The 20,424-nt window shown below is 41.4% G+C and carries 22 protein-coding genes; 14 read left to right on the top strand and 8 right to left on the bottom strand.

Annotation, left to right across the window (positions count from 1 at the left end; genetic code table 11):
* Nucleotides 1-211: 211 nt before the first annotated feature.
* Both DZ860_RS15400 and DZ860_RS15405 read right to left on the bottom strand, forming a co-directional pair.
* Nucleotides 212-769: a hypothetical protein gene (locus DZ860_RS15400; RefSeq protein WP_120032925.1), complete on the bottom strand. Its 558-nt coding sequence runs from the start codon at nucleotides 767-769 to the stop codon at nucleotides 212-214.
* Nucleotides 762-1,385 carry an iron-containing redox enzyme family protein gene (locus DZ860_RS15405; RefSeq protein ID WP_120032928.1) on the bottom strand — a complete coding sequence of 208 codons (624 nt, stop codon included), beginning with the start codon at nucleotides 1,383-1,385 and terminating at the stop codon, nucleotides 762-764. Before DZ860_RS15405 ends, DZ860_RS15400 begins: the two co-directional genes overlap by 8 nt.
* Nucleotides 1,386-2,023: 638 nt before the next feature.
* Here DZ860_RS15405 and DZ860_RS15410 point away from each other — a divergent pair.
* The 11 genes from DZ860_RS15410 to DZ860_RS15460 all read left to right on the top strand — a co-directional run bounded on the left by DZ860_RS15410 (nucleotide 2,024) and on the right by DZ860_RS15460 (nucleotide 10,820).
* The gene (locus DZ860_RS15410; protein WP_120032931.1) at nucleotides 2,024-2,395 is read left to right on the top strand and encodes a rhodanese-like domain-containing protein; all 372 of its coding nucleotides are present in this window, start codon (nucleotides 2,024-2,026) and stop codon (nucleotides 2,393-2,395) included.
* Nucleotides 2,396-2,687: 292 nt separating this feature from the next.
* Entirely contained in the window at nucleotides 2,688-3,251 is a 564-nt protein-coding gene (locus DZ860_RS15415) for a copper resistance protein NlpE (protein WP_120032934.1), read from the top strand.
* 261 nt (nucleotides 3,252-3,512) lie between these two features.
* Nucleotides 3,513-4,703, top strand: coding sequence for an MFS transporter (locus tag DZ860_RS15420; protein WP_120032937.1), 1,191 nt, complete (start codon nucleotides 3,513-3,515; stop codon nucleotides 4,701-4,703).
* Between the two features lie 431 nt (nucleotides 4,704-5,134).
* Nucleotides 5,135-6,481: a PTS galactitol transporter subunit IIC gene (locus tag DZ860_RS15425; RefSeq protein ID WP_120032940.1), complete on the top strand. Its 1,347-nt coding sequence runs from the start codon at nucleotides 5,135-5,137 to the stop codon at nucleotides 6,479-6,481.
* Nucleotides 6,478-6,762: a PTS sugar transporter subunit IIB gene (locus DZ860_RS15430; RefSeq protein ID WP_120032942.1), complete on the top strand. Its 285-nt coding sequence runs from the start codon at nucleotides 6,478-6,480 to the stop codon at nucleotides 6,760-6,762. Before DZ860_RS15425 ends, DZ860_RS15430 begins: the two co-directional genes overlap by 4 nt.
* Before the next feature lie 4 nt (nucleotides 6,763-6,766).
* Nucleotides 6,767-7,603: a class II fructose-bisphosphate aldolase gene (locus tag DZ860_RS15435; RefSeq protein WP_120032945.1), complete on the top strand. Its 837-nt coding sequence runs from the start codon at nucleotides 6,767-6,769 to the stop codon at nucleotides 7,601-7,603.
* Entirely contained in the window at nucleotides 7,596-8,285 is a 690-nt protein-coding gene (locus tag DZ860_RS15440) for a triose-phosphate isomerase (RefSeq protein ID WP_120032949.1), read from the top strand. Before DZ860_RS15435 ends, DZ860_RS15440 begins: the two co-directional genes overlap by 8 nt.
* Entirely contained in the window at nucleotides 8,282-8,797 is a 516-nt protein-coding gene (locus DZ860_RS15445) for a YjbQ family protein (protein ID WP_120032952.1), read from the top strand. Before DZ860_RS15440 ends, DZ860_RS15445 begins: the two co-directional genes overlap by 4 nt.
* Before the next feature lie 24 nt (nucleotides 8,798-8,821).
* On the top strand, nucleotides 8,822-9,283 hold the full coding sequence (locus DZ860_RS15450) for a PTS sugar transporter subunit IIA (RefSeq protein WP_120032954.1): 462 nt from the start codon (nucleotides 8,822-8,824) through the stop codon (nucleotides 9,281-9,283).
* On the top strand, nucleotides 9,274-9,534 hold the full coding sequence (locus DZ860_RS15455; protein ID WP_120032957.1) for an HPr family phosphocarrier protein: 261 nt from the start codon (nucleotides 9,274-9,276) through the stop codon (nucleotides 9,532-9,534). The genes DZ860_RS15450 and DZ860_RS15455 overlap by 10 nt, the downstream gene beginning before the upstream one ends.
* 131 nt (nucleotides 9,535-9,665) lie before the next feature.
* Nucleotides 9,666-10,820, top strand: coding sequence for a hypothetical protein (locus DZ860_RS15460; protein WP_120032960.1), 1,155 nt, complete (start codon nucleotides 9,666-9,668; stop codon nucleotides 10,818-10,820).
* Nucleotides 10,821-10,897: 77 nt separating this feature from the next.
* On the opposite strand, the gene DZ860_RS15465 is transcribed toward DZ860_RS15460, so the two are convergent.
* Complete coding sequence (locus DZ860_RS15465; protein WP_120032963.1) at nucleotides 10,898-11,524, bottom strand: GntR family transcriptional regulator; 627 nt, start codon at nucleotides 11,522-11,524, stop codon at nucleotides 10,898-10,900.
* Nucleotides 11,525-11,825: 301 nt separating this feature from the next.
* Here DZ860_RS15465 and DZ860_RS15470 point away from each other — a divergent pair, with 301 nt between their 5' ends.
* The 3 genes from DZ860_RS15470 (at nucleotide 11,826) to tyrS (ending at nucleotide 14,990) form a co-directional block, all read left to right on the top strand.
* Complete coding sequence (locus tag DZ860_RS15470; protein ID WP_120032966.1) at nucleotides 11,826-12,605, top strand: lipid-binding SYLF domain-containing protein; 780 nt, start codon at nucleotides 11,826-11,828, stop codon at nucleotides 12,603-12,605.
* Between the two features lie 143 nt (nucleotides 12,606-12,748).
* A complete protein-coding gene (locus tag DZ860_RS15475; protein ID WP_120032969.1) occupies nucleotides 12,749-13,624 on the top strand; it encodes a LuxR family transcriptional regulator in 876 nt (291 codons plus the stop codon).
* Nucleotides 13,625-13,733: 109 nt separating this feature from the next.
* Nucleotides 13,734-14,990 carry a tyrosine--tRNA ligase gene (gene tyrS, locus DZ860_RS15480; RefSeq protein WP_120032972.1) on the top strand — a complete coding sequence of 419 codons (1,257 nt, stop codon included), beginning with the start codon at nucleotides 13,734-13,736 and terminating at the stop codon, nucleotides 14,988-14,990.
* Between the two features lie 72 nt (nucleotides 14,991-15,062).
* Here tyrS and DZ860_RS15485 read toward each other — a convergent pair whose 3' ends face one another.
* From DZ860_RS15485 to DZ860_RS15505, 5 genes are all read right to left on the bottom strand, one after another.
* Nucleotides 15,063-16,325 carry a hypothetical protein gene (locus tag DZ860_RS15485; protein WP_120032975.1) on the bottom strand — a complete coding sequence of 421 codons (1,263 nt, stop codon included), beginning with the start codon at nucleotides 16,323-16,325 and terminating at the stop codon, nucleotides 15,063-15,065.
* Between the two features lie 78 nt (nucleotides 16,326-16,403).
* On the bottom strand, nucleotides 16,404-17,339 hold the full coding sequence (locus DZ860_RS15490; RefSeq protein ID WP_120032978.1) for an alpha/beta hydrolase: 936 nt from the start codon (nucleotides 17,337-17,339) through the stop codon (nucleotides 16,404-16,406).
* A 10-nt stretch (nucleotides 17,340-17,349) separates the two neighbouring features.
* On the bottom strand, nucleotides 17,350-18,549 hold the full coding sequence (locus tag DZ860_RS15495; RefSeq protein ID WP_120032981.1) for an MFS transporter: 1,200 nt from the start codon (nucleotides 18,547-18,549) through the stop codon (nucleotides 17,350-17,352).
* Between the two features lie 197 nt (nucleotides 18,550-18,746).
* On the bottom strand, nucleotides 18,747-19,955 hold the full coding sequence (gene fabV / locus DZ860_RS15500; RefSeq protein WP_120032984.1) for an enoyl-ACP reductase FabV: 1,209 nt from the start codon (nucleotides 19,953-19,955) through the stop codon (nucleotides 18,747-18,749).
* Between the two features lie 18 nt (nucleotides 19,956-19,973).
* Nucleotides 19,974-20,393, bottom strand: a complete 420-nt coding sequence (locus DZ860_RS15505; RefSeq protein ID WP_120032987.1) for a MaoC family dehydratase — start codon at nucleotides 20,391-20,393, stop codon at nucleotides 19,974-19,976.
* Nucleotides 20,394-20,424: the final 31 nt, after the last annotated feature.

A 20,424-nucleotide genomic window follows, 5' to 3' on the forward strand; every position in this document is an offset into this window, starting at 1 on the left:
CAACTATCTTTCAATTTATTCTCAACTGCAAGTCAACCAAACTTTTGAATATACCAAAAGCCCCTTGGAGTCCGGCTCGCCGGACACAATTTCACATCAAACAACTTCAATATAGATAACGAAAAAAGCTTGGGAGCGACTCCAAGCTTTGTCATTTGATCCTTCAATTATTCCTGTTTATCGAAACTCATGAGGGTACGTCCTTTTCGTGTTAACTTGCCGCATCAAAATGAAAGAGTTCGGCAACCTCTTCTCCAAGCTCATTCACGGAGAATTGTTCCACATCACAAACAAAAGCATTCACTTTTCCAGAATCTTTAACCCAGCGTTGAGCAACAAACTGAGGTAAGTGTTCTGGTTCCGTCAAATTAAAGTCGTGTTCAAGATCGAATAACTGTTCAGAAAATGTATTACCCGAGAAATAAAAACCGAATAAATTCCCACCAAGCTTCCTAGCTTCAATTTTTATAATATCCCTTAATATTTCTATAATATTTACTGTTTTCATTCGACATACACAAGCTTCACCATAAACATCCTGACAAGCACGCTGTTCATTGTAAAATGATGTTAAACAAAAAAGACCAACAAGTTTGTTATTATTCAGAACCAGTCTGAGGCTACCATTTAGAGAATTTTCAACCAGCCACTTTTCACCTCTATCGAGTAATAGTTTTTTCTTTGATGAAAGTGATAACAATCTTTCTGCGGTTTTTTTGTTTTCATCTGACAATAATAAATAATCTAACACCAATGTATAACTATTCATAATCGGCCTCTATTGATAATAATAACTGTCGATATGAATATAAGCCTTGGTGGAAATTTTTTATTACTTGTTCTTTTTTTTCACAAGGTAAAGAATCAATTAAATCACACGCCAATTTAACATGGTGAACATCCTCTTCAGCATGAACTCGCATAAACTTGTTCGGCGAAGATTTTACGTTTCCACCAGAGACCCTTTCTACAATGCTTGGAGCGCGATGTAATGCCAAGAGTTCCAATGCAATAATGTAACCCAATAGCAAATGAGACCCCGCATGATGAGGGTAATAATACTGGGATTGCCACATTAAACGACACGAAGAACGTTCATTGAAATCATCAATACTAAACCCTAACCGCTTCAAATCAGCCAACGCTAATTTTTCATGATTCTGCTCCTCTTTAACATGGTTAGCAAAGTAATTAAACAATGCCGAATCGGAAACAGATGTATGCATCAACGCACTACCAATAAGCCGAACCGAGTGAGATGTGTAGAAATAAGTCTGTGCAATATAATCCGCATACTTATTTTTATTTTCCCACTCAAATGCATCTATTAAATCAAATGTCGTTTGAAGCTCTCTTTCTAATTTACCTAACAATGTTACTGACATATTTACCTCCGTTTAATTACATCTAAAACTTACCTCAAATTCTAAATTGATTTTTATATATATTTGCATTTGTGACCATGCGTATAAAACAGACAAATAATAACAAAAATTAACCCGCCAATTATTAACATAAAATAGAAATAAACACACAGAGATACACAAAACAAATAGCATGCTTAATAATTAAAAACAACAACACATGGAATAGCATTCTGTTTATGAATTTTTTTACACGAGCAACGGAATTTGAAATTTCCAAAATATAGTCTAGCAACCATAATATATACAAAACAAATATACTTATAAACAATGCCATTGAGATTGTTTATAAGGCGATATGTTGATATACGGACAATTGATTCGCTATCTCACATTTCAACTCAAACAACCTATACACAAATAACTTGAAGGTGCTGGCAGACGATAGTGAACAAAGCCTCAAAACATAAATGCACTATATGGCGAGGCTTGTGAGTACCATCAACTCCGAAACAACTTTAACTCGGACGGGGAGAACCCCTTTATTTTGCCTACTAACCCCACACAATCATTCACCTAGTCCCTCAAGAAAGAAAACAAGGTATATAATTGATTTAATAACAGAATAAATGAAAACATCGATAATGAAGGACGGATCTATGCTTAAGTGCATTTCTAAAACAATAACAACAAACTCAACTGCATTACTTGCTGCGCTACTTCTTTTCATCTCTTGTTCAACTTTTGCTTCAGAACGAGCAGACAAAGGTTGGCAATTGATTTCAGAGGGCGCTCTTGTCATTGATGTAAGAACTCCTCAGGAGTTTTCTGCGGGACATCTTGATGATGCTCTCAACTACCCTCTTTCTGAGCTCGATCGCCATGTGGCCGATCTTGATAAATCTCAACTCATCGTTGTTTACTGCCGTAGCGGCGCTCGATCAGGACGAGCTTATGAGTATCTTCTATCTCAGGGATTTACTCGTATTCACAATGCGGGTGGCTTAGAAGAAATGTTGGCGGCGGAATAACTCTCACGGTGAAATTGAATACTGTTAACGAACAAGCATGCTGACCAAAATAGGTAGAATTGTAAAAATTAAGCTCAGTAAGGAAGCAAATTTGCAATATGACATGCTGAAAATCATGAGCTCGTGAGCCGTTAAAAAAGCGTAAACTAATACTAACTTACAGCGAGCTTACTGTTCTCATTGAATTTCCTGACAATCGCGGATCATTAATCTGCGCTTTTCTTGACGCAAGATCGATGAACAGGTCTAAGATTAGGTGATAGCCCGTTATTCATTTAAAGAGGATTTAATAATGAATAAAACCATTTTAGTACTGACCAGTGCCGTGTTTATGTTAGCCGGCTGCCAAGATGAAAAACCAGCAGAGACTCAAGTCGCACCAGATGCTCCCCAAGCTGTCCAATCTCAAGCCGTGACGACTATTACTGAGACAGAAACGATTGATATCGCACCAGCAGAAGATACACAAGCGGTAAGTTCGGCAGCAACAAGTGAACCTGTCGCTAGAACAGACGAAGAATTGGTACACAGTGCTCGTAATTCACTGGATTGGGAAGGAACTTATGTTGGCACAATTCCTTGCGCTTCGTGCACAGGCATCGCAACATCACTGACTTTAAATCCAGATGGTACTTATACATACGAACAAAATTACTTAGGCCAAACTGAAGAAGCGAACTATAAATCAGAGGGCGAATATACCTGGAATGCGAAAGGTGATGCCGTGATGTTGTCAGCAAAAGATGATTCACAGCAGTTCTTCGTTGGTGAGAATGTATTAATGATGCTCGATGTTGATGGTAACCGAGTTCAAGGTGCCTTAGCTGACAACTACAATCTAGTACAACAAGAGTAACCAGCCCATAAGTTATTGATTTAAAAATAGATACTTACTGAATTATCGCCTATTGGTAACGCAAAATTGTTTGGTTATATGTAAATTAAGCAAATGTGTTAATAGTTTAGTAAGCACTGTGACACCTGTCACATTTAGCAATTCAAAAGCCACGCAAAATATTCGAGAGGAAGCTCACATCGTTGGGCTTCCTCTTTTTTCGTTCAACCTAATAACTCAACCAATACTCATTCACTTAAGTGATAATTACTCGGGCCATCCATGCGACTTCGTATTGATTACAAAACCATATTACTCGCTTGTCTTATTATTAGCGTTGGTCAACTCAGCATGGGGTTGGTGTTACCATCATTACCTTGGATTGCTAAAGACTTCGCAATCTCACTTGATCAGGCTCAGCTCTTAGTCAGTATCTATCTTCTTGGATTTGGCCCCTCTCAATTTATTTATGGGCCTGTCTCTGATGCGCTAGGCAGAAAAAAAGTATTGCTGCTGGGTTTATTAGTCGCCCTCGCAGGGTTAGTGATGATTATTTTCAATAGCCACAGCTTTCAAGGCATGGTGCTAGGTCGATTTCTACAAGGGGTTGGAACTGGATGTTGCGCGGTATTAGCCAGAGCATCAACTCGTGACCGATTTAACGGGCCTGAATTACCTGTCGCGATGTCTTATATTGCGATGGCAGCATCAATTACTCCTTTGTTTGCTCCCGTTATTGGCGGCTTTATCAACTTTCATTTTGGGTGGCTACAAGTTTTTATTTCACTATTTTGCTACGTCACCTTAGCCTTTGTGATCATCACCATACAATTCCAAGAAACCGTCACACAAAAATCCACGGTCCCATCGCCTAAGATAATCGCTAAACAATATTTACAGTTGCTCCAATCACGCTATTTTATTAGTTTTGCCAGCATCAGTTGGCTGAACTTTAGCCTTATGATTACAGCGGTTTCAGTTATGCCATTTATCATGCAAAATCAAATCGGAATGGCGTCAAATGAATACGCAATGTGGGCGGTGATTCCAGCCATCGGCATGTTGTTAGGAACGACTCTGTGTAATCGGATTCGACCTATTATCGGTTCCAAAGCTATGCTTCTATGGACGCCCGCTCTCCATCTATGTGCAGCAATATGGCTATTCGTTTGTCCAGTAGAGCCGCTTTACTTAATGTTAGGCCAGTTTCTAATGATCTTAGGCAATGGTATCGCGCTACCGTGTGCTCAAGCTATGGTGATGCAGCCCTATAACCGTCAAGCCGGAGCGGCAGCAGCAATGTCAGGTGGCGGACAGATGATTGTCTCTTCCTTAGTGAGTATGGCGTTGACGCAACTTGGCCTTAACCAAGCGTGGCAGCTCTCATTCGTGATTGTTCTGTTTGCAGCAATCACCTTTGCCAATATTTTACGTGGTTTTTCATCCACACCTCAGCCGTTAGATAACAACTAATTTTCCATTTAACGGCGAATTAAACACCAAATAAAACAAGTACCAAGTAACTCGTTATCATCTAAGACATCCAGTAGGCCTAAAGTTGATAGGCCTACTCGGCTAGGCTAGAAATAAGAACTCTCTCGAAGCCTTAACTTAAAGCCCTAACTTAAAGAAAAGTCTCCTCCTAAACACGAGGAAAGAGACCCATTTTCCATATCACTTTTCTACTTAGCTATAACCACACTAAAAATGCTGGTTTTTTGATCGAATTCATACTTATTGATCGTTTTTTACACAATAAATACTGAGTGAGACAATTGTCACTAATTTATTTTGAACGGACTCTTATGATGTATACGAAGTGTATACATAGGAAAAACATTGTGTGTTCATTCCTTAACATACGCCGAAATCGCTGTATCTAAATGACAAATAGGAAGAAAACAATGCTTGATCTCATTCAGAGTTTTTTAGATTTAGGTTCGATAGTCGTCTTACCCATACTGATATTTGTTTTTGCTGTCGCTCTTGGAACTCCAGTTTCTAAGGCGATCAAATCGGGGCTAACTGTCGGCATCGGTTTTATCGGATTAAACTTAGTTATCGGCCTGCTAGGTAGTAGTCTTGGCCCTGCTGCTCAACAAATGGTTGAGCACCTTGGCTTGCAACTCAATATTGTCGATGTTGGTTGGCCTGCGGCTGCGGCTATATCCTACGGCACTGCACTAGGTGGTCTTTCAATTCCGATTGCTATTGCTGTTAATATTGTCTTAATTTTCTTTGGATTGACTCGAACCATGAACGTCGATCTTTGGAATATTTGGCATGCTGCTTTTATCTCCTCCCTTATTTATGTAATAACCCAAGACTTCGCAATCAGCCTTGCTGCGACAGTCTCTTACATACTGATGATTCTATTTTTTGGCGATATATTGGGCAGCGTAATTAATCGTTATTACAAATTCCCTAACATTACGTTTCCACACGGCACTGCTATTCCAGGTTTCATTTTCGCTCTACCTTTCAACTGGATTTTTGATCGTATTCCAGTGGTCAAAGACTGGAAAGGCGATCCAAAAACGATTCAAGAAAAACTGGGGATTTTTGGTGACTCAACCGTTATGGGCGTTCTCATTGGTCTAGGTATTGGCTTACTCGCGCAATACGAAATTAAAGAACTATTACAACTTTCCGTTACAACCGGCGCTGTGATGATGCTAATGCCAAAAATGGTGGCATTACTGATGGAAGGCTTAACACCTATTTCTCAAGCCGCGAATAAGTTTGTTAAAAAGCGCTTCCCTGATCGAGAGCTTTATATCGGTATGGATGCGGCTCTTTCTGTAGGTGACCCTGCAGTATTGTCATCATCTTTACTATTGGTACCTATCACGATTGCCTTAGCTGTAATTTTACCTTTCAACAATACCTTACCGTTTGGAGACCTAGCGACCATTCCATTCTTGGTGTGTTTAATGGCTGCAGTGTTCAATGGCAACATCATTAGAACGGTTATTGCTGGCACATTCTATATGGCCACTATTCTCTATATCACCACTTGGGCTGCTCCCTTTATTACTGAAGCTGCTATTGCATCCAACTTTGACCTACAAGGCAACGGCACCATCACCGCTATGGCCGAAGGTGGATTATGGACAACATGGTTATACCTTGCTGCTGCACAACTGCTGAGTTGGACAGGCATTATCGGCATCGGTGGTGGGTGCTTAGCTGGTTTGTTTTACGTTAATAAAATTAAAAATAAAAAAGAGATTAAGGAGCAACACGCATGAAACAACTAATGGTTATGTGTGGTACAGGAATCGCGACCTCAACACTAGTTACAACCACAGTAAAAGAGTGGTTAGAAGATAATGACATGAGCAATCTTGTGCAAATGTATCAAGGAAAAATAGCCGATGAAATTAGTCGCCTTGATGACTTTGACATCATTATTTCCACCACAGCAGTACCCGATGAATTTCTTGATCGATCGCTCATGAGTCTACCGCTCTTGCAAGGTATGGGGACAGAGGAATTCTATGCAAAACTGGAACAGATGATTAAGGAATAAACGGATGCTTGTGACAACAAAACAAATGTTGACTAAAGCCCACAAAGGGGGCTTCGCGGTCCCCTCTGCGAACTTTATTGACTACGATACCGCCAAAACTTACGTCAGTTTAGCTGAGCGTATAAATAAACCATTAATACTATCGTTTGCGGAAGCTCACCAAGAATATTTGGCACTCAAGGAGGCCGCTTACATTGCTCACTATTTAGCGAATGAAGCAAACGTCGATGTCGCTTTGCATTTAGATCATGGCACACAGCCCGATGTAGTAATGGAAGCAATTAGGCTCGGGTTTACCTCGGTAATGATTGATGCTTCAGTAGAATCACTCGATAGAAATATCCAAATAACTCAAAAAATTGTTTCTCATGCACATAAGCATGGTGTGCCTGTAGAAGCTGAAATTGGCCACGTAGGCGCAGGGGAAAATTTCGAATCACATCTACAACACGATTCAATCTATACCGATGTTAATGAGGCAATTCGATTTGCCGCAGAAACGAACGTTGATTTCTTAGCTGTATCCATAGGTACCGCCCATGGTGTTTATGCGGGTGTACCTCAACTCAACTTTGAACGTCTTAAAGAACTTCATTCAGCCATTGATATACCGCTGGTTTTACATGGTGGTTCGTCAACCGGAGATGAGAACCTAGCAAGATGTGTCGCTAATGGCATTGCCAAAATCAATATTTTTACTGATTTTGTCACTGCCGGCGTCAATGCGATAAATGGTCATCAATTCGCTGATTATTTTGCCGCCAAACGAGCAATTCAAGCATCAATAGCCGAAGTTCTGGAACATTACTACACCGTATTTGGGACCGCCGATCATGAATAAAATTCGCGCACCATTTTTTACTGTAAACCCTAAATCTTATCTATATGGTGATGAGCTGCTTAAGGTCGCTAAAGCGGCGGATCAATTGGCTGAGCAATATGATATTGATATCTTTTTCACCGCACAGCACGTTGATTTGTTTCGCATCAAGTCCGCTACCAAAAATTTAATTGTGACGGCACAGCACATGGATGCGATATCTCCGGGAAGAGGGATGGGACGGATTTTGCCCGATGCATTAGCCGCAGCTGGTACTCAAGCGGTATTTTTGAACCATGCAGAAAACCCATTAACGTCTCACCAACTGACCAAAGCGGTTCAAAAAGCAAAACAACTAGGGCTCTATTCCATTGTTTGTGCCGATACTCTCGAAGAGGCAACATTCATTGCAACACTGCATCCTGACATTATGGTCTGTGAACCGACCGAATTGATTGGTACAGGACAAACCTCTGACGAAAACTACATTACTGCAACGCAGTACGCTATCAATGCGATTTCACCCAATACCTTGGTGCTTCAAGCCGCAGGGATTTCAACCGCCAAGGACGTGGAGTACGTCATTCAAAATGGTGCTCATGGCACTGGGGCCACCAGCGGTATTTTCGCCGCCCCTGATCCTATTATTGCGATGACAGAAATGATTGAAGCACTAGTCAAATCTCGGAGCCTAATTTCATGAAAGTTGTACATGATTCACTCACAATATCGACTGTCGCAGGACGAGTCTCTTATCACAACATCACCGAACAAGTAAAAGAGATTGTTACACGTAGTGGAATACAAAATGGTATGTGTCTTATCCAAACAGCACATACAACCTGTTCAGTCATCTTTGAAGAATATGTTCATGATAGAGATTTTAATGGTGATGAATTTTTGCAGGTCGATCTCAACCGTATCTTAGACAAGATCATTCCGAGAGAGTTATCTGAAAATACCAACTATCGATATCCGGGGCCAAAACATCTCGATTTTTTAATGTCTCTTGATGATCCTAACTATCCAACAGAACCAGGAACAATATTAAACGGAGATGCTCATATTCGAGCCAGTTTCTTTGGCCCTAGTGAGACATTAATTCTTCAAGAAGGGCATATAAATATCGGCAGCGTCGGTTACCTCTATTTCATCGATTTCGATCAAAACAGAGAACGTAACCGAAAATGTGGCATCACTGTTATGGGCATATAACATTCTTGTATAGGTATCAGTTAGATGATTAATCCAAGTTTACTCAACCCTGAGTGCATACTTTTAGGCCTTTCAATTAAAGACCAAGAAGAGGTATTGCAACACCTAGGTAGTGTTCTATTTCAGCATGGGTGTGTGAAAGACAGTTACGTGACTGCGCTTATCGAGCGTGAACGTCTATACCCTACTGGTTTAGGTCAAATTGCTATTCCACATACCGATCGTGAACACACAATCAAAGATGCAATTGCCATCGCAATACTCGATGAACCCGTCTTATTTAAGATGATGGGAAGTGATACGGAATTCTGCTCCGTGTCGGTGATATTCATGCTGGCGATTTCAACCAATGACCAACAAATCGACATGCTTCAAACATTAATGGGCTTTGTTCAAGATAACGCTAAACTCGCCGCATTAAAGGGATGTACGACCAAACAACAAGTTTATGAATTGCTTACGCAAGAGGAATCCGTATGCATTTAAAAGAAATCACTATCCGAGATGAGGCTGGACTTCATGCTCGCCCTGCAGCATCGATAGTCAAATTAGCGAACAAATTCACATCAAATATTATTATCGAATTTGGAGAAAAAGTTGCGAATGCTAAATCCATCATGGCATTAATGAAATTAGGGGTGAAAGGCAATACTGCCGTCATCATAAAAGCCGAAGGTGATGATGAACAGGAGGCCGTCGATATTATTTCTACGGCTATTAACAATAATTTTAAGTAACGATGACCCATATTGCTTCAATAATGAGTTTCAGATAAATATGATTGCTCAGTCTTGCTCTATTTTAACCAGATTGAGTAATCATCATTTCTCTCGACTCATAGGGTTAACTCTCATTCAGAGGACATGGCATGAAAAATAAATGGCGAGAGAAGTCGGTAGAAATAACAAAAATACCATTCCCAATCATTCCTCAACCTCAAATTATCAAAGATATTATTATCTCGATGGATGAAAACTTCTCTCGTTCATTTGAGAGTTTTGTTAAGAAACACCCTCTATCTGATTCTGTAACTCTAAATCATAATGTACATAGCTTTAATGAAATTCGACGCCATTGTGTCGGCGAACTTTTCAATATCATTGAATACCCATTCAAAGAAAGCGTACCGGCGCTTAAGCAATCAACATCCATACGTGAAGTGATTGAACAATCCTACAATGGTGAATACATCATCGAGTTTTTTAGAGAACGAAAACCCATAACTCTCGACAATGTGACAATCGAGCTCAATGCATGGATAACGGAATCAGGTAACATCCATGACTTAAAACGATACGGAGTCGAACAGATCCATTTTTCGACCTCATCGATCTCAATGAGTTCCAAAGCTCTCGAGTTAGATGAGCAACTTCTTGTCCATTATTTTCAATCTATTTTCGCCTTATTACCGGGTAAAACCATCACGATTCAAACGTTAGATCCTAGTCATCACATCCTTTTTTATAAACAATTGCGAACGATCTTATGTGCCAGTGCTGAGTATGATGTCGCACTCTCAATACCTAGTTTGCATAAGGGAACAAATGACATTTTATCGATTATTGAACAAGTCAAAGCTGACCTAACTAATGAGTCTATTGTATTTAATGACACAGCTAAAATGGGTAGCACAATTAACGTATCAATAAATGATGCGGAACTAATTTCTTATTGTAATCATACCGATTTCGTACACCTTGACTTAAGCTCGATATCTACAGAGAAAGCGGATTATCCACAAACTAAGGATACCCTGACATTTATTCGACATCTAAGGTCTATTTATAACAAACCAATCAAGATAATTATTAAAGATGAAAAACACATGTCGCTAATTCCACTTATGCTTGGTTTGGGATTAACATCTTTTGATGTTCCACCAAATTCCATAACGAAAGCAAAAGCAATTATTAGACATGTGAACATGACCGAATTGATGAATGCCATAGATATCACGTTGGAGGCTGGGTGTGACGATGATATTGATCTAATGGTGAGTTCTACATTACTACCCAATGGGTAAACTAAAAACAGCCAAGGGGTCCTGACTGCTTTATACCCAAGTAACTTATTGCCGAAATAACTTGGGTATAAAACACCCTACAATTCACCAAACAATCGGTAGTAACTTGCGGCCAAATAAAATCTAAGGTTATGGATTGATTTGTCTTTATTTTCATCAACAATCGTTGTCAATAAGGACAAAATCTCCTCCGCGGATTTTCTTTTAACTTGATCGATATATTCAACTTTTATCAGGTTAATCTTATTATGGAGAACACCGATACTCTCAACTAACAATTTATTGTTTGCTTTCTTGAAGAGTTCTTCATAAAGGTTTGCCAGTGTATGTTTACCACTGTCAAAGTCACCAGAATCAATAAAGGCCTGACATTCTTCACGTAGTGTCGCGACTAGTTTAAGGTCTATTTCTCCCCAAGCCAATTCAAGTAGTAATGTTTCAAGATTCATTCGAACTTGGAAAATCTCTCTCGCTTGATCGACCGTGATTTTGCAAACTACCTTGCTACCATTATCTAAGACTTCAACCCACCCTTCAACAATGAGACGTGCAATCGCTTCTCTTACCGGGGTTCGACTGACTCCCAATAACTGAGTGATATCATTCTCAACAACCGCATTTTTTAATTCACCTGATTGTATTTTTTCAACAATCGCCTCATAAACTCGTTGGCTCGACTTTATTCGACCTCCTGATGTTGTCACCTTTAACCTCCTTGGTTAGTTACTTGGTGCGATGATGCATACAAGCGTACTTTCATTTTCTGTGAATTTTCATAGCCAAGCAATGGGTTTTTACTACATGTTCGATAAATATATATCCCGTTGTTATAAAAGGAAAAAATAACATATGAATTGGATGATCCTTTGATGGTTTCAGTATAAAACCAATATCCGCTAAAAATGAACGTGACTTACTCCAAAACTCTCTGGTGAATTCCGTTTGTATCACCCGTTTTTCACCTAAAATAACACTAAGATACGCAACCTAATAACGATGTGGATTATGAAACCTCTTCTAGTTTTAGCGCTCTCTGTAAGTTGTATTGCAGCACCGGTTTCTGCAGATTGGAAAGCGTTCTCAACCGATTTATCCGACTTAACCGATTCGGTATCTGATGGTGCAAAAGATGCGTGGAAAAACACCAAGCAATTCTCTCAGCAAGCTTGGCAAGATATTTCCAATTGGTCAGAAGGTGCACTTGAAACCGCCGGAGAATGGACCGATGAAAGTGCTGAAAAAAGCAAACAATGGCTAGATAGCGCCGATAAAAAAGTAGAGGAACTGCTTGAGGGTGATACTCCAGAAGAGGCGCGACAAGCGATTGATCTTATGGCAGAAACCGCTCTGCTAAGGCTCTTTAACGAAAAACCTCAAACCAAAGTGCAATTCGATAGAGCTTATGGTTATGCGGTGTTCGATTCTCGCAAGTTTTCTTTGATGTTCCATACCAACTCAGGTTCTGGCGTGGCCATTGAAAAAGGCAATGATAAGCACACTTACATGAGAATGTTTGGAGCTGGTCTCGCACTAGGTATTGGAGGGAAGTTTTACCAACAAGTGGTTTTTTTCGAAAACAAAAACACGTTTGATGAATTCGTTACACAAGGATGGGAAGCGGCCAGTGAAGCATCTCTTCTCGCAGGGGAAGAGGGTGAAGAGCTAGGGGCTCATTTCAATAGCGGTGTGGCTGTTTATCAACTCAACGCAAAAGGGCTATTAGTTGATGCCAATATCTCTGGTTCAAAATATTGGGTAAATAAAGAGCTCACCGATTCACAGTAGTGAATCACTTGATAATTGGGATTTGCTCCAAATCTATACGATAACAAGCCATATGATAACAAGTGAGAGGCAACAATTGGTTTTCCTCTCACTTTGGGTTGGGTTATGCTGCGTGCTAACCCACAGCCAATTCATAATTCGACATGCCACATACGAATATGCAGAACACCTTAAATTCAGCACTCTCTGACGTCATATCAGCTCTGCATTCCCCGCGTTTTACTTCAACTTTGGTCACGCTAATCAGTAAACTGGTTGATTACGACTGCGCGGTAGTTTTGGGGTATCGTCAACATAAGCATCCGATTTACCTCTACGATTCCATTGATGATCAGCGTGACCTTCTATTTCAACGCTATCTAACCAATTCATTTCAAAATGATCCGTTTTACCTGATGCTCAATCAGCAGCAACAACAAGGGGTCTTTACGCTTACGGACATAGCCAAACAGGGAATTGATTACCAGCAATACCAGACTGATTTCTATCAAAAAACGGGCTGGCAAGATGAATTAAGCATACTGATTGAAATAGAGCCTACTCGCTGGATCGTGCTCTATTTGGGCTATTTACAATCAGATAAACGCTTCAAACCCCAGCAAGTTGAGACACTCAAGAGCTATTTTTCAGTGATTAGTTCGTTATGTCAGACTCATTGGCAACAAGGTGGATTCACACTCGCTTCACCAGTTATGGGCACAACGGAAGCGACTGATACCACAAAAAACTGTAATAACGATACTCAACAAGCAAGTGATCACATTCGTATCGCGATAGAACAGGCATTATTATCCTTTGGGGAAAGTCTACTCACTAAGCGCGAACAACAAGTGACCGCCCTACTCGCACAAGGTTTTGATACCAAGGAAATAGCTGAGCAACTGGGTGTCACGCAAGGTACGGTAAAGAATCATCGCAAGCGTATCTACGCGCAGCTGAACGTCAACTCGTTAAGTGAGCTATTCCAATTATTCCTTAATCATTTGATCACTCACACGCCATCAATACCTACCAAATAGATGAGTAAAGTGAGAATAAAATGCCCACAACTATCCCTTTAGGGATATAGCCCTCACTGTCATTGCCCTTTACTCTCATTCGAAAATCACTCCATCATGAGAAAAAGGTATGCACTCTCCAATTATCCAAGATTTAACCCAACGCGGATTAATCGCTCAGGCCAGCGATCTTGAGCAAATCAACACGCTGTTAGAACAATCACAAACCGTTTACTGCGGTTTCGATCCGACAGCAGGAAGCTTGCATATCGGCCATCTAGTGCCATTAATCATGCTAAAGCGTTTTCAAGATGCAGGGCACAGCGCCATTGCACTTATCGGCGGCGCGACGGGGATGATTGGCGATCCAAGCTTTAAAGCAACGGAGCGTAATCTTAATTCTGGCGATACGGTTCTTGGTTGGGTTGCAGATTTAACCGCGCAGATCAATCAGCTGATGAATCCACACCTTAATCAGGCGTTAAATGTGGTGAACAATGCCGACTGGATTGGGAAAATCAACGTTATTGACTTTTTCCGTGATGTGGGCAAACACTTTTCAGTCAATACGATGATCAACCGAGAGTCGGTGAAACAACGCTTGCAACGCCCTGATCAAGGTATTTCATTTACTGAATTCAGTTATTCACTGCTTCAATCTTACGATTTTGCTGAGCTAAACCGACAGTTCGATTGCCGTTTGCAAATTGGTGGTAACGATCAATGGGGCAATATCGTCAGCGGTATTGATCTCACTCGTCGTCAAAATAATCAGCAAGTGTTTGGTTTAACTTTACCACTTATCACCAAATCCGATGGGACTAAGTTTGGTAAAACCGAGGGAGGCGCTGTCTGGCTCGATCCTCTAAAAACGTCACCTTACGCATTTTACCAATTTTGGTTAGGTGCGGAAGACGCTGACGTTTATCATTTCCTACGCTACTACACGTTTTTAAGCTGCGAAGAGATCGATAGCATCGAAGCACAAGACAAATCCAGCAATGGAAAGCCACAAGCGCAGCAAATTCTCGCACAGCAAATGACACAATTTGTTCATGGTGAAAACGGTTTGGCTTCAGCACAACGTATCACCCAAGCGCTATTTAATGGCCAAGTTCAGAATCTAAGCCTTAGTGAATTACAACAACTTGAACTCGACGGCTTGCCTTGTATTTCAACTCAACAAACAGATATCGTTGAGATGCTGCTAGAAACTGGGCTCGCCAACTCTAAGCGTATTGCTCGTGAGTTAATTACAAACCGTTCAATTTCAATTAATGGTGAAAAGCTGTTAAGTGAGGAAGATGGGCTTGGGTTTGCTTTATTTGATCAGTTCTACCTAATTCAGCGGGGTAAAAAACACTTTAGCCTTGTGAAACGAGGGTAAATAAGAAAAGGTGAAGCATACCACTTCACCTTTTTATTCTTATGTATAACAGTATGTTAAGCGTGCATAAGATTAGTCATAACGAATGTTGATTTGTCCCATTACCGCAAAGTCATCAATATCTTCGTCAGCCCAGCTCATTTGTACCGTAAAGTCTGTGTATTCGCTCCATTGATAACGAGTACTCAAATCCACAAAGGTCGATTGCAAATCAGTTTGGCTACCGAGATTATTTTCAATATCCATCACGCCACCGGCCAATTTGATATTCAAATCAGATGAATATTGCCAATCTAATCGAGCGGCGTAAATAGAACCGTCATTGCCCTCATGACCTAAACCACCAAAGAATTGACGAGAAATTGGGCTCGGGTCGTTACGGTCGTTATTATTAATCAGCCCTGAATAGGTATCAAAACCACGGCCGACTAAGCCGCCATCAACAAAACCAACACCTTGCGCCTGAATTTTTAAGCTCTCTGTTAGCTGATAATTTGCTTCAACAAAACCAGCAAAGCCATCACTGCCCCACGTGGTGTGGTAACCAAGTTGATTGGTTGAATCAGATAAGATCACGTTGGCTGCACCGCGTAATGAAAAATCATCGATCTGAACGGTGAAATAAGGCGAAATATTGTGGAAATAATCGATACCGTAGCCCGCTTGAGGCATATCGATATCTGGATCACCGATGTTTTGATCACCCCCCTCAAAGTACGCCCACAGCATACCCCAATCTAACACACCGTGTTTACCGACAGCGGCTAATGCATACATGTGGACGTCTTTATAGACATCAAAATCTGACTCGTATTCGCTTTCTGCAAAACGTAAATCATAGATACCTAGCAAACTTACTGAATCACTCTCACCATATCCGTAAGACTGCATCGCGAGTAAGCGGTCGCGACGGTCATTGCTGATGTTAAATCCATACGCCCAATCCGCACGTTGACGGCCAGCACGAAGTAGTAGACCGTCGTCTGCGTACTGTACAAAACCTAGGTCAACCGAGAGGCCGTCAACATTGGCGTCATCGGTAAAGTTATTCCCTGCACCACCGCTATGACGGCGGTCACCTGCCCAATCGTAATACGCTTGAAGACGCGTATTGATGGACCAGCCATCGTTTAGCATTAAGTTTGCCTTAACGCGGAATCGGCTGGTATAGCCATTCTCGCTACTGCCATCGTTTGGTTCAATCGCATGAGCACGTACATAAGCATCCATGCCCCAATCCAGTTTTATGTCATCATTCAGTTCAACTACTGAAGAATAGCCAGCAGTAGACGTGAAAAGCCCCGCTACCGCTAATAACAACGTGTGCGTTTTCATTGATGTATATCCAAATTAGTTGATTGCCGGAGCAACCCCTCGCCATAGGCGATCAGGGCTACTCAGTCATCAGAAAGGTTATTTATTGAGAAATTCAGAAATGGCTTGATAGACAGCGTCGCACTCTTCTTTCACCAAGTCTTCCATGTTTAAGAATGTATGAATCATGTCATCAAAGTGGATGTGTTCGACTTGAGCGCCCGCTGCGATAGCTTTTTCACAATACTGTTTACCCTCGTCCATCAATGGACAGAACTCAGCAGTGAACAGTAAGGTTTTCGGTAAACCATCTGTGATTGCTTGATGCAACGGAGAAGCCTCTTTTCTATCTTCACCATTTTGGAAATAGTTATCGAAATACCAAGCGATTTTGCCTTTCTGTAGCAAGTAACCAGTCGCATTCAGATCCATCGACTCCGTATTCATAGTGTAATCAAGGCTTGGGTAAACCATCACCTGTTTCTCAATTGTCACTTTCTCATCAAATTGAGCTTTACCGCTCACGCTAGCCACTAAAGCGCCACCACCTGAGTCACCTGCAATCGATAGACGAGGAAGATAGTTCACTTCACGTCCATCTAATGTTGCCCATAAATTTTGCACAACGGTATAAGCATCATTCACGCCAGCTGGGTATGGGCATTCAGGAGCAAGGCGGTAATCCACTGCTACCACGATATGACGTGTAGCCAATGCCAACTTACGACAGATTGGATCATATACCGTCACGCTGCCAGCCATATGACCACCGCCATGATAATAAACTAATACAGGTAGTGCAGTTTCCGGTTCTGGGTGATAAATACGTACTGGAACGTTATATTCATCGCCAGAAACCAAATCATCTTGTACCCATGCGACAGCAGGAATATCAGTGACGAAGCCTTTGGTTAAATTGGCCAACCCTTCACGCGCATTGGTAGCGGTTGGTTTGAATCCACCAGCCACAATCGCTGCAACTTGTACGTTAAAATTGTCTAACCACGTTTGTAATTTTGGACTAACTTGACGCATACATAGCTCCTTATGCATTTTTAACAGTTGCAGAGACAACTTCTGGTTTTTTACCTGTCTCAGGTAAGAAGAAGCTCGCTAGGAAGAATGTTGATGAACACATCACAGCAAACACAGCGGCATAGAAAATATTACCCGTTGTATCAGTAAGAACACCGGCGAAATACATTAATGCGGTTTCGATCATGTATGAAATAGACCAGAACATACCAAATACAACCGTAATACGCGCTGGTGTCATGTTTGGTAATTCTTGAGGTAGCGTAACCAAAGCCGTCATAGGAACAAACATAAAGAAGCCGGCCATAAATGCTGCACCATAAGCGATTGAAGCGCTTGATGTAGTGATCATGATTGCAGCAAAAGCCGTCATAGCTAGGCCACAGTAACGAATGACTGGCACACGTAGAGGGTAACGCTTAGCCGTGATAATCCCAGCAATGGTGCCTACCATACCTGCTCCAATCATAATAGAAGAAAGGTATTTCGCTTCAGCAGCAAAGCTTGGAACTAATGGGAACAGAGCAAAAACAGAGATGTAACAGAATAGTAAGCCCGAGTAAGCAATTGGAAGCCACCAGTTAACCGACTCTTTCGCACCATCTTTTAGTGTGTAAGTTACTTGCTGACCGTTGCTAGCACCACTTGAAAGAGAGAAATCATCGCTGACTAACCACCAGACAACCAAAATAGCTAAGCTAACTGCAGAGATAGCGAAGATAACATTTTGCCAGCTGCCAAGACTTGATAGAAGTGAACCAGTAAATAGAATCGCCAGTAGGTTACCCATGTTGAACGCCGCTGCGTTAATACCATTGATAATAGGGCGTTCTTCTGCGTTGAAGTAATTAATAACAATTGGGTTAAAGTAAACAATCGCAAATGCACCACCAAAGCCCATCACTAAACGTGAGAAGACGTACAATGGGTAGTTAGAAGCAAATGCACCAACAGCACCAGCAACAATCAGTAGCGAAGCCACTGCGAACGCTTTTTTCGGCCCCATCTTCATCAACAGCCATGCCGCTGATAAGTTACCGATGATCTTCGCGATGGTGATTGCGTTGGTCATCCAAGTGGCGGCAGCCATACCTTCAATGTTGTAAAACGCCATGATGTCTTTCGTCATCATAGAGCCCGCAACCCAAGACATAGCGAAGAGAGCGTAGGTTAGAAATATCGTTATCTCGATAAGATGTTTTTTGTTCATATCATGTACCTTGTAGGGTGATACTTAAGTTATTTTTCAACTTAATAATACCGAAATAAAACCATCGCATTATCCTGATTTCGCAATAATGAATTGTGTGACGACGGTAACAATTGGTAATTAAGATCAATATTATCAGATAGATAAAATAAAACCCTGCGAAATGCAGGGCTTTTCTCATTGAAAGACAATCCAGATTAAGGGGCTAATGCCACTAACTCATCCATATCAACTTCGGCAGCATAATCGACACCATCAAAACCAAATCCATTCAGTTGCATAAAGTCTAACTTATAGCCTTCATAGTCCCCAATCTGTTGGAAGTTCTCTTCGGTAATTTGCACCATTAACTTTGAGACTTTGTCTTGTGTTTCAGGCTCAAGTTCCCAATCATCAATACGAATCAAACGAGCGAGATCCACAGGTACTCCCGCGCTTTGATGCTGACCATACAAACGTTCAGCAAACAACCGCTGCATCTGTTCAATGCACCCCTCGTGAGTTCCTTGCTCTTTCATCACCTTAAATAGAGATAAAATATACGGTGAAAATGCAGGGATAAAGACACTCGCTTTCGTGACCAAGGCTTTACAAACCGATACGTAGGCTTCTCCACCTAATCCTTTCATCTGTTCATTAAGTTTATCGGCGGTAGCATGCAGGTGCGCTTTTGCTCGACCTAATGTGCCATGGTGATAAATAGGGTATGTGGATTCAGGCCCAACGTACGAATACGCCACGGTTTTACACCCTTGATCTAAGACGTCCGCTTGAGAAAGTATGTCAATCCAACTTTGCCAATCTTCACCACCCATCACTTTCTCTGTGGCATCCACTTCTTCCTCGGTTGCCGTTTCAATCGTCATCTGCACCATTTTATCTTGTTCGATATTAATGGTTGGCCCAGTCACGGGAGCGCCCGTGGTTTTAATAGATGATCGCCATAGTTCACCGGTTTCTGGATTCGGTCTCACACCCGTTGCCAAGCTGTAGACAACCAAATCAACCTTGCCACCAAACTCGCTGCGTATGTACTCAATGACTTGCTCGCGCATTTGTGGTGAAAATGCATCACCAACAAAGTTCTTAGCAATCATGCCTGATTTTTCAGCTTCTTGGCGGAAATAGATATTGTTGTACCAACCTGCGGTACCGACACCTTTTTCACTTGGTCCTCGTTCAAATGAAACACCAATCGTATCTGCGTTAGATCCGCCAAAAGCAAGCGCAATACGAGATGCTAAGCCAAATCCTGATGATGCACCCAGCACCAACACTTTTTTCGGACCGTTGACGACAGGCTCGGCATTACGTACATAAGCGATTTGATTCAACACTGCCATTTGGCAACCCATAGGGTGGGCAGTTCTAGCAACAACGCCTTGAATTTCTGGTTTAATAATCATCAAATATTCCTTACTAATTTATGAATGCTTTGGAGGCATAACTGTTGCGACACCGTGGATCACCACTTTCTCGTTCTGATTAATACTGCGCGTCGCCAGCTTTACAATGTTCTTATCTTTATTGATTTCAATCACTTCGACTTCTGCGCGGATGGTGTCACCAATATAAACCGGAGCGGTAAACTTCAGCTCTTGCCCTAAATAGATGGTTCCAGGCCCTGGTAATTGCATACCCAAAACGGCGGACGTCAGTCCTGAAACCAGAATGCCATGTGCTACTCGACTTCCAAAAATACTGTTTTCTCCGGCAATTTGACTCACATGAACGGGATTAATATCACCGCTAATGCCACAAAACATTTGAATGTCGGATTCGCTAATGGTCTTTTCAAAATGTGCTCTCTGACCAAGAGTGAGCTGTTCGATGGTGTAACTCATTATGTTCTATCTCTTGAAAAAATTTTGCTAT

The organism is Vibrio sinensis (genome assembly GCF_003605645.1).
Taxonomy (GTDB): domain Bacteria; phylum Pseudomonadota; class Gammaproteobacteria; order Enterobacterales; family Vibrionaceae; genus Vibrio; species Vibrio sinensis.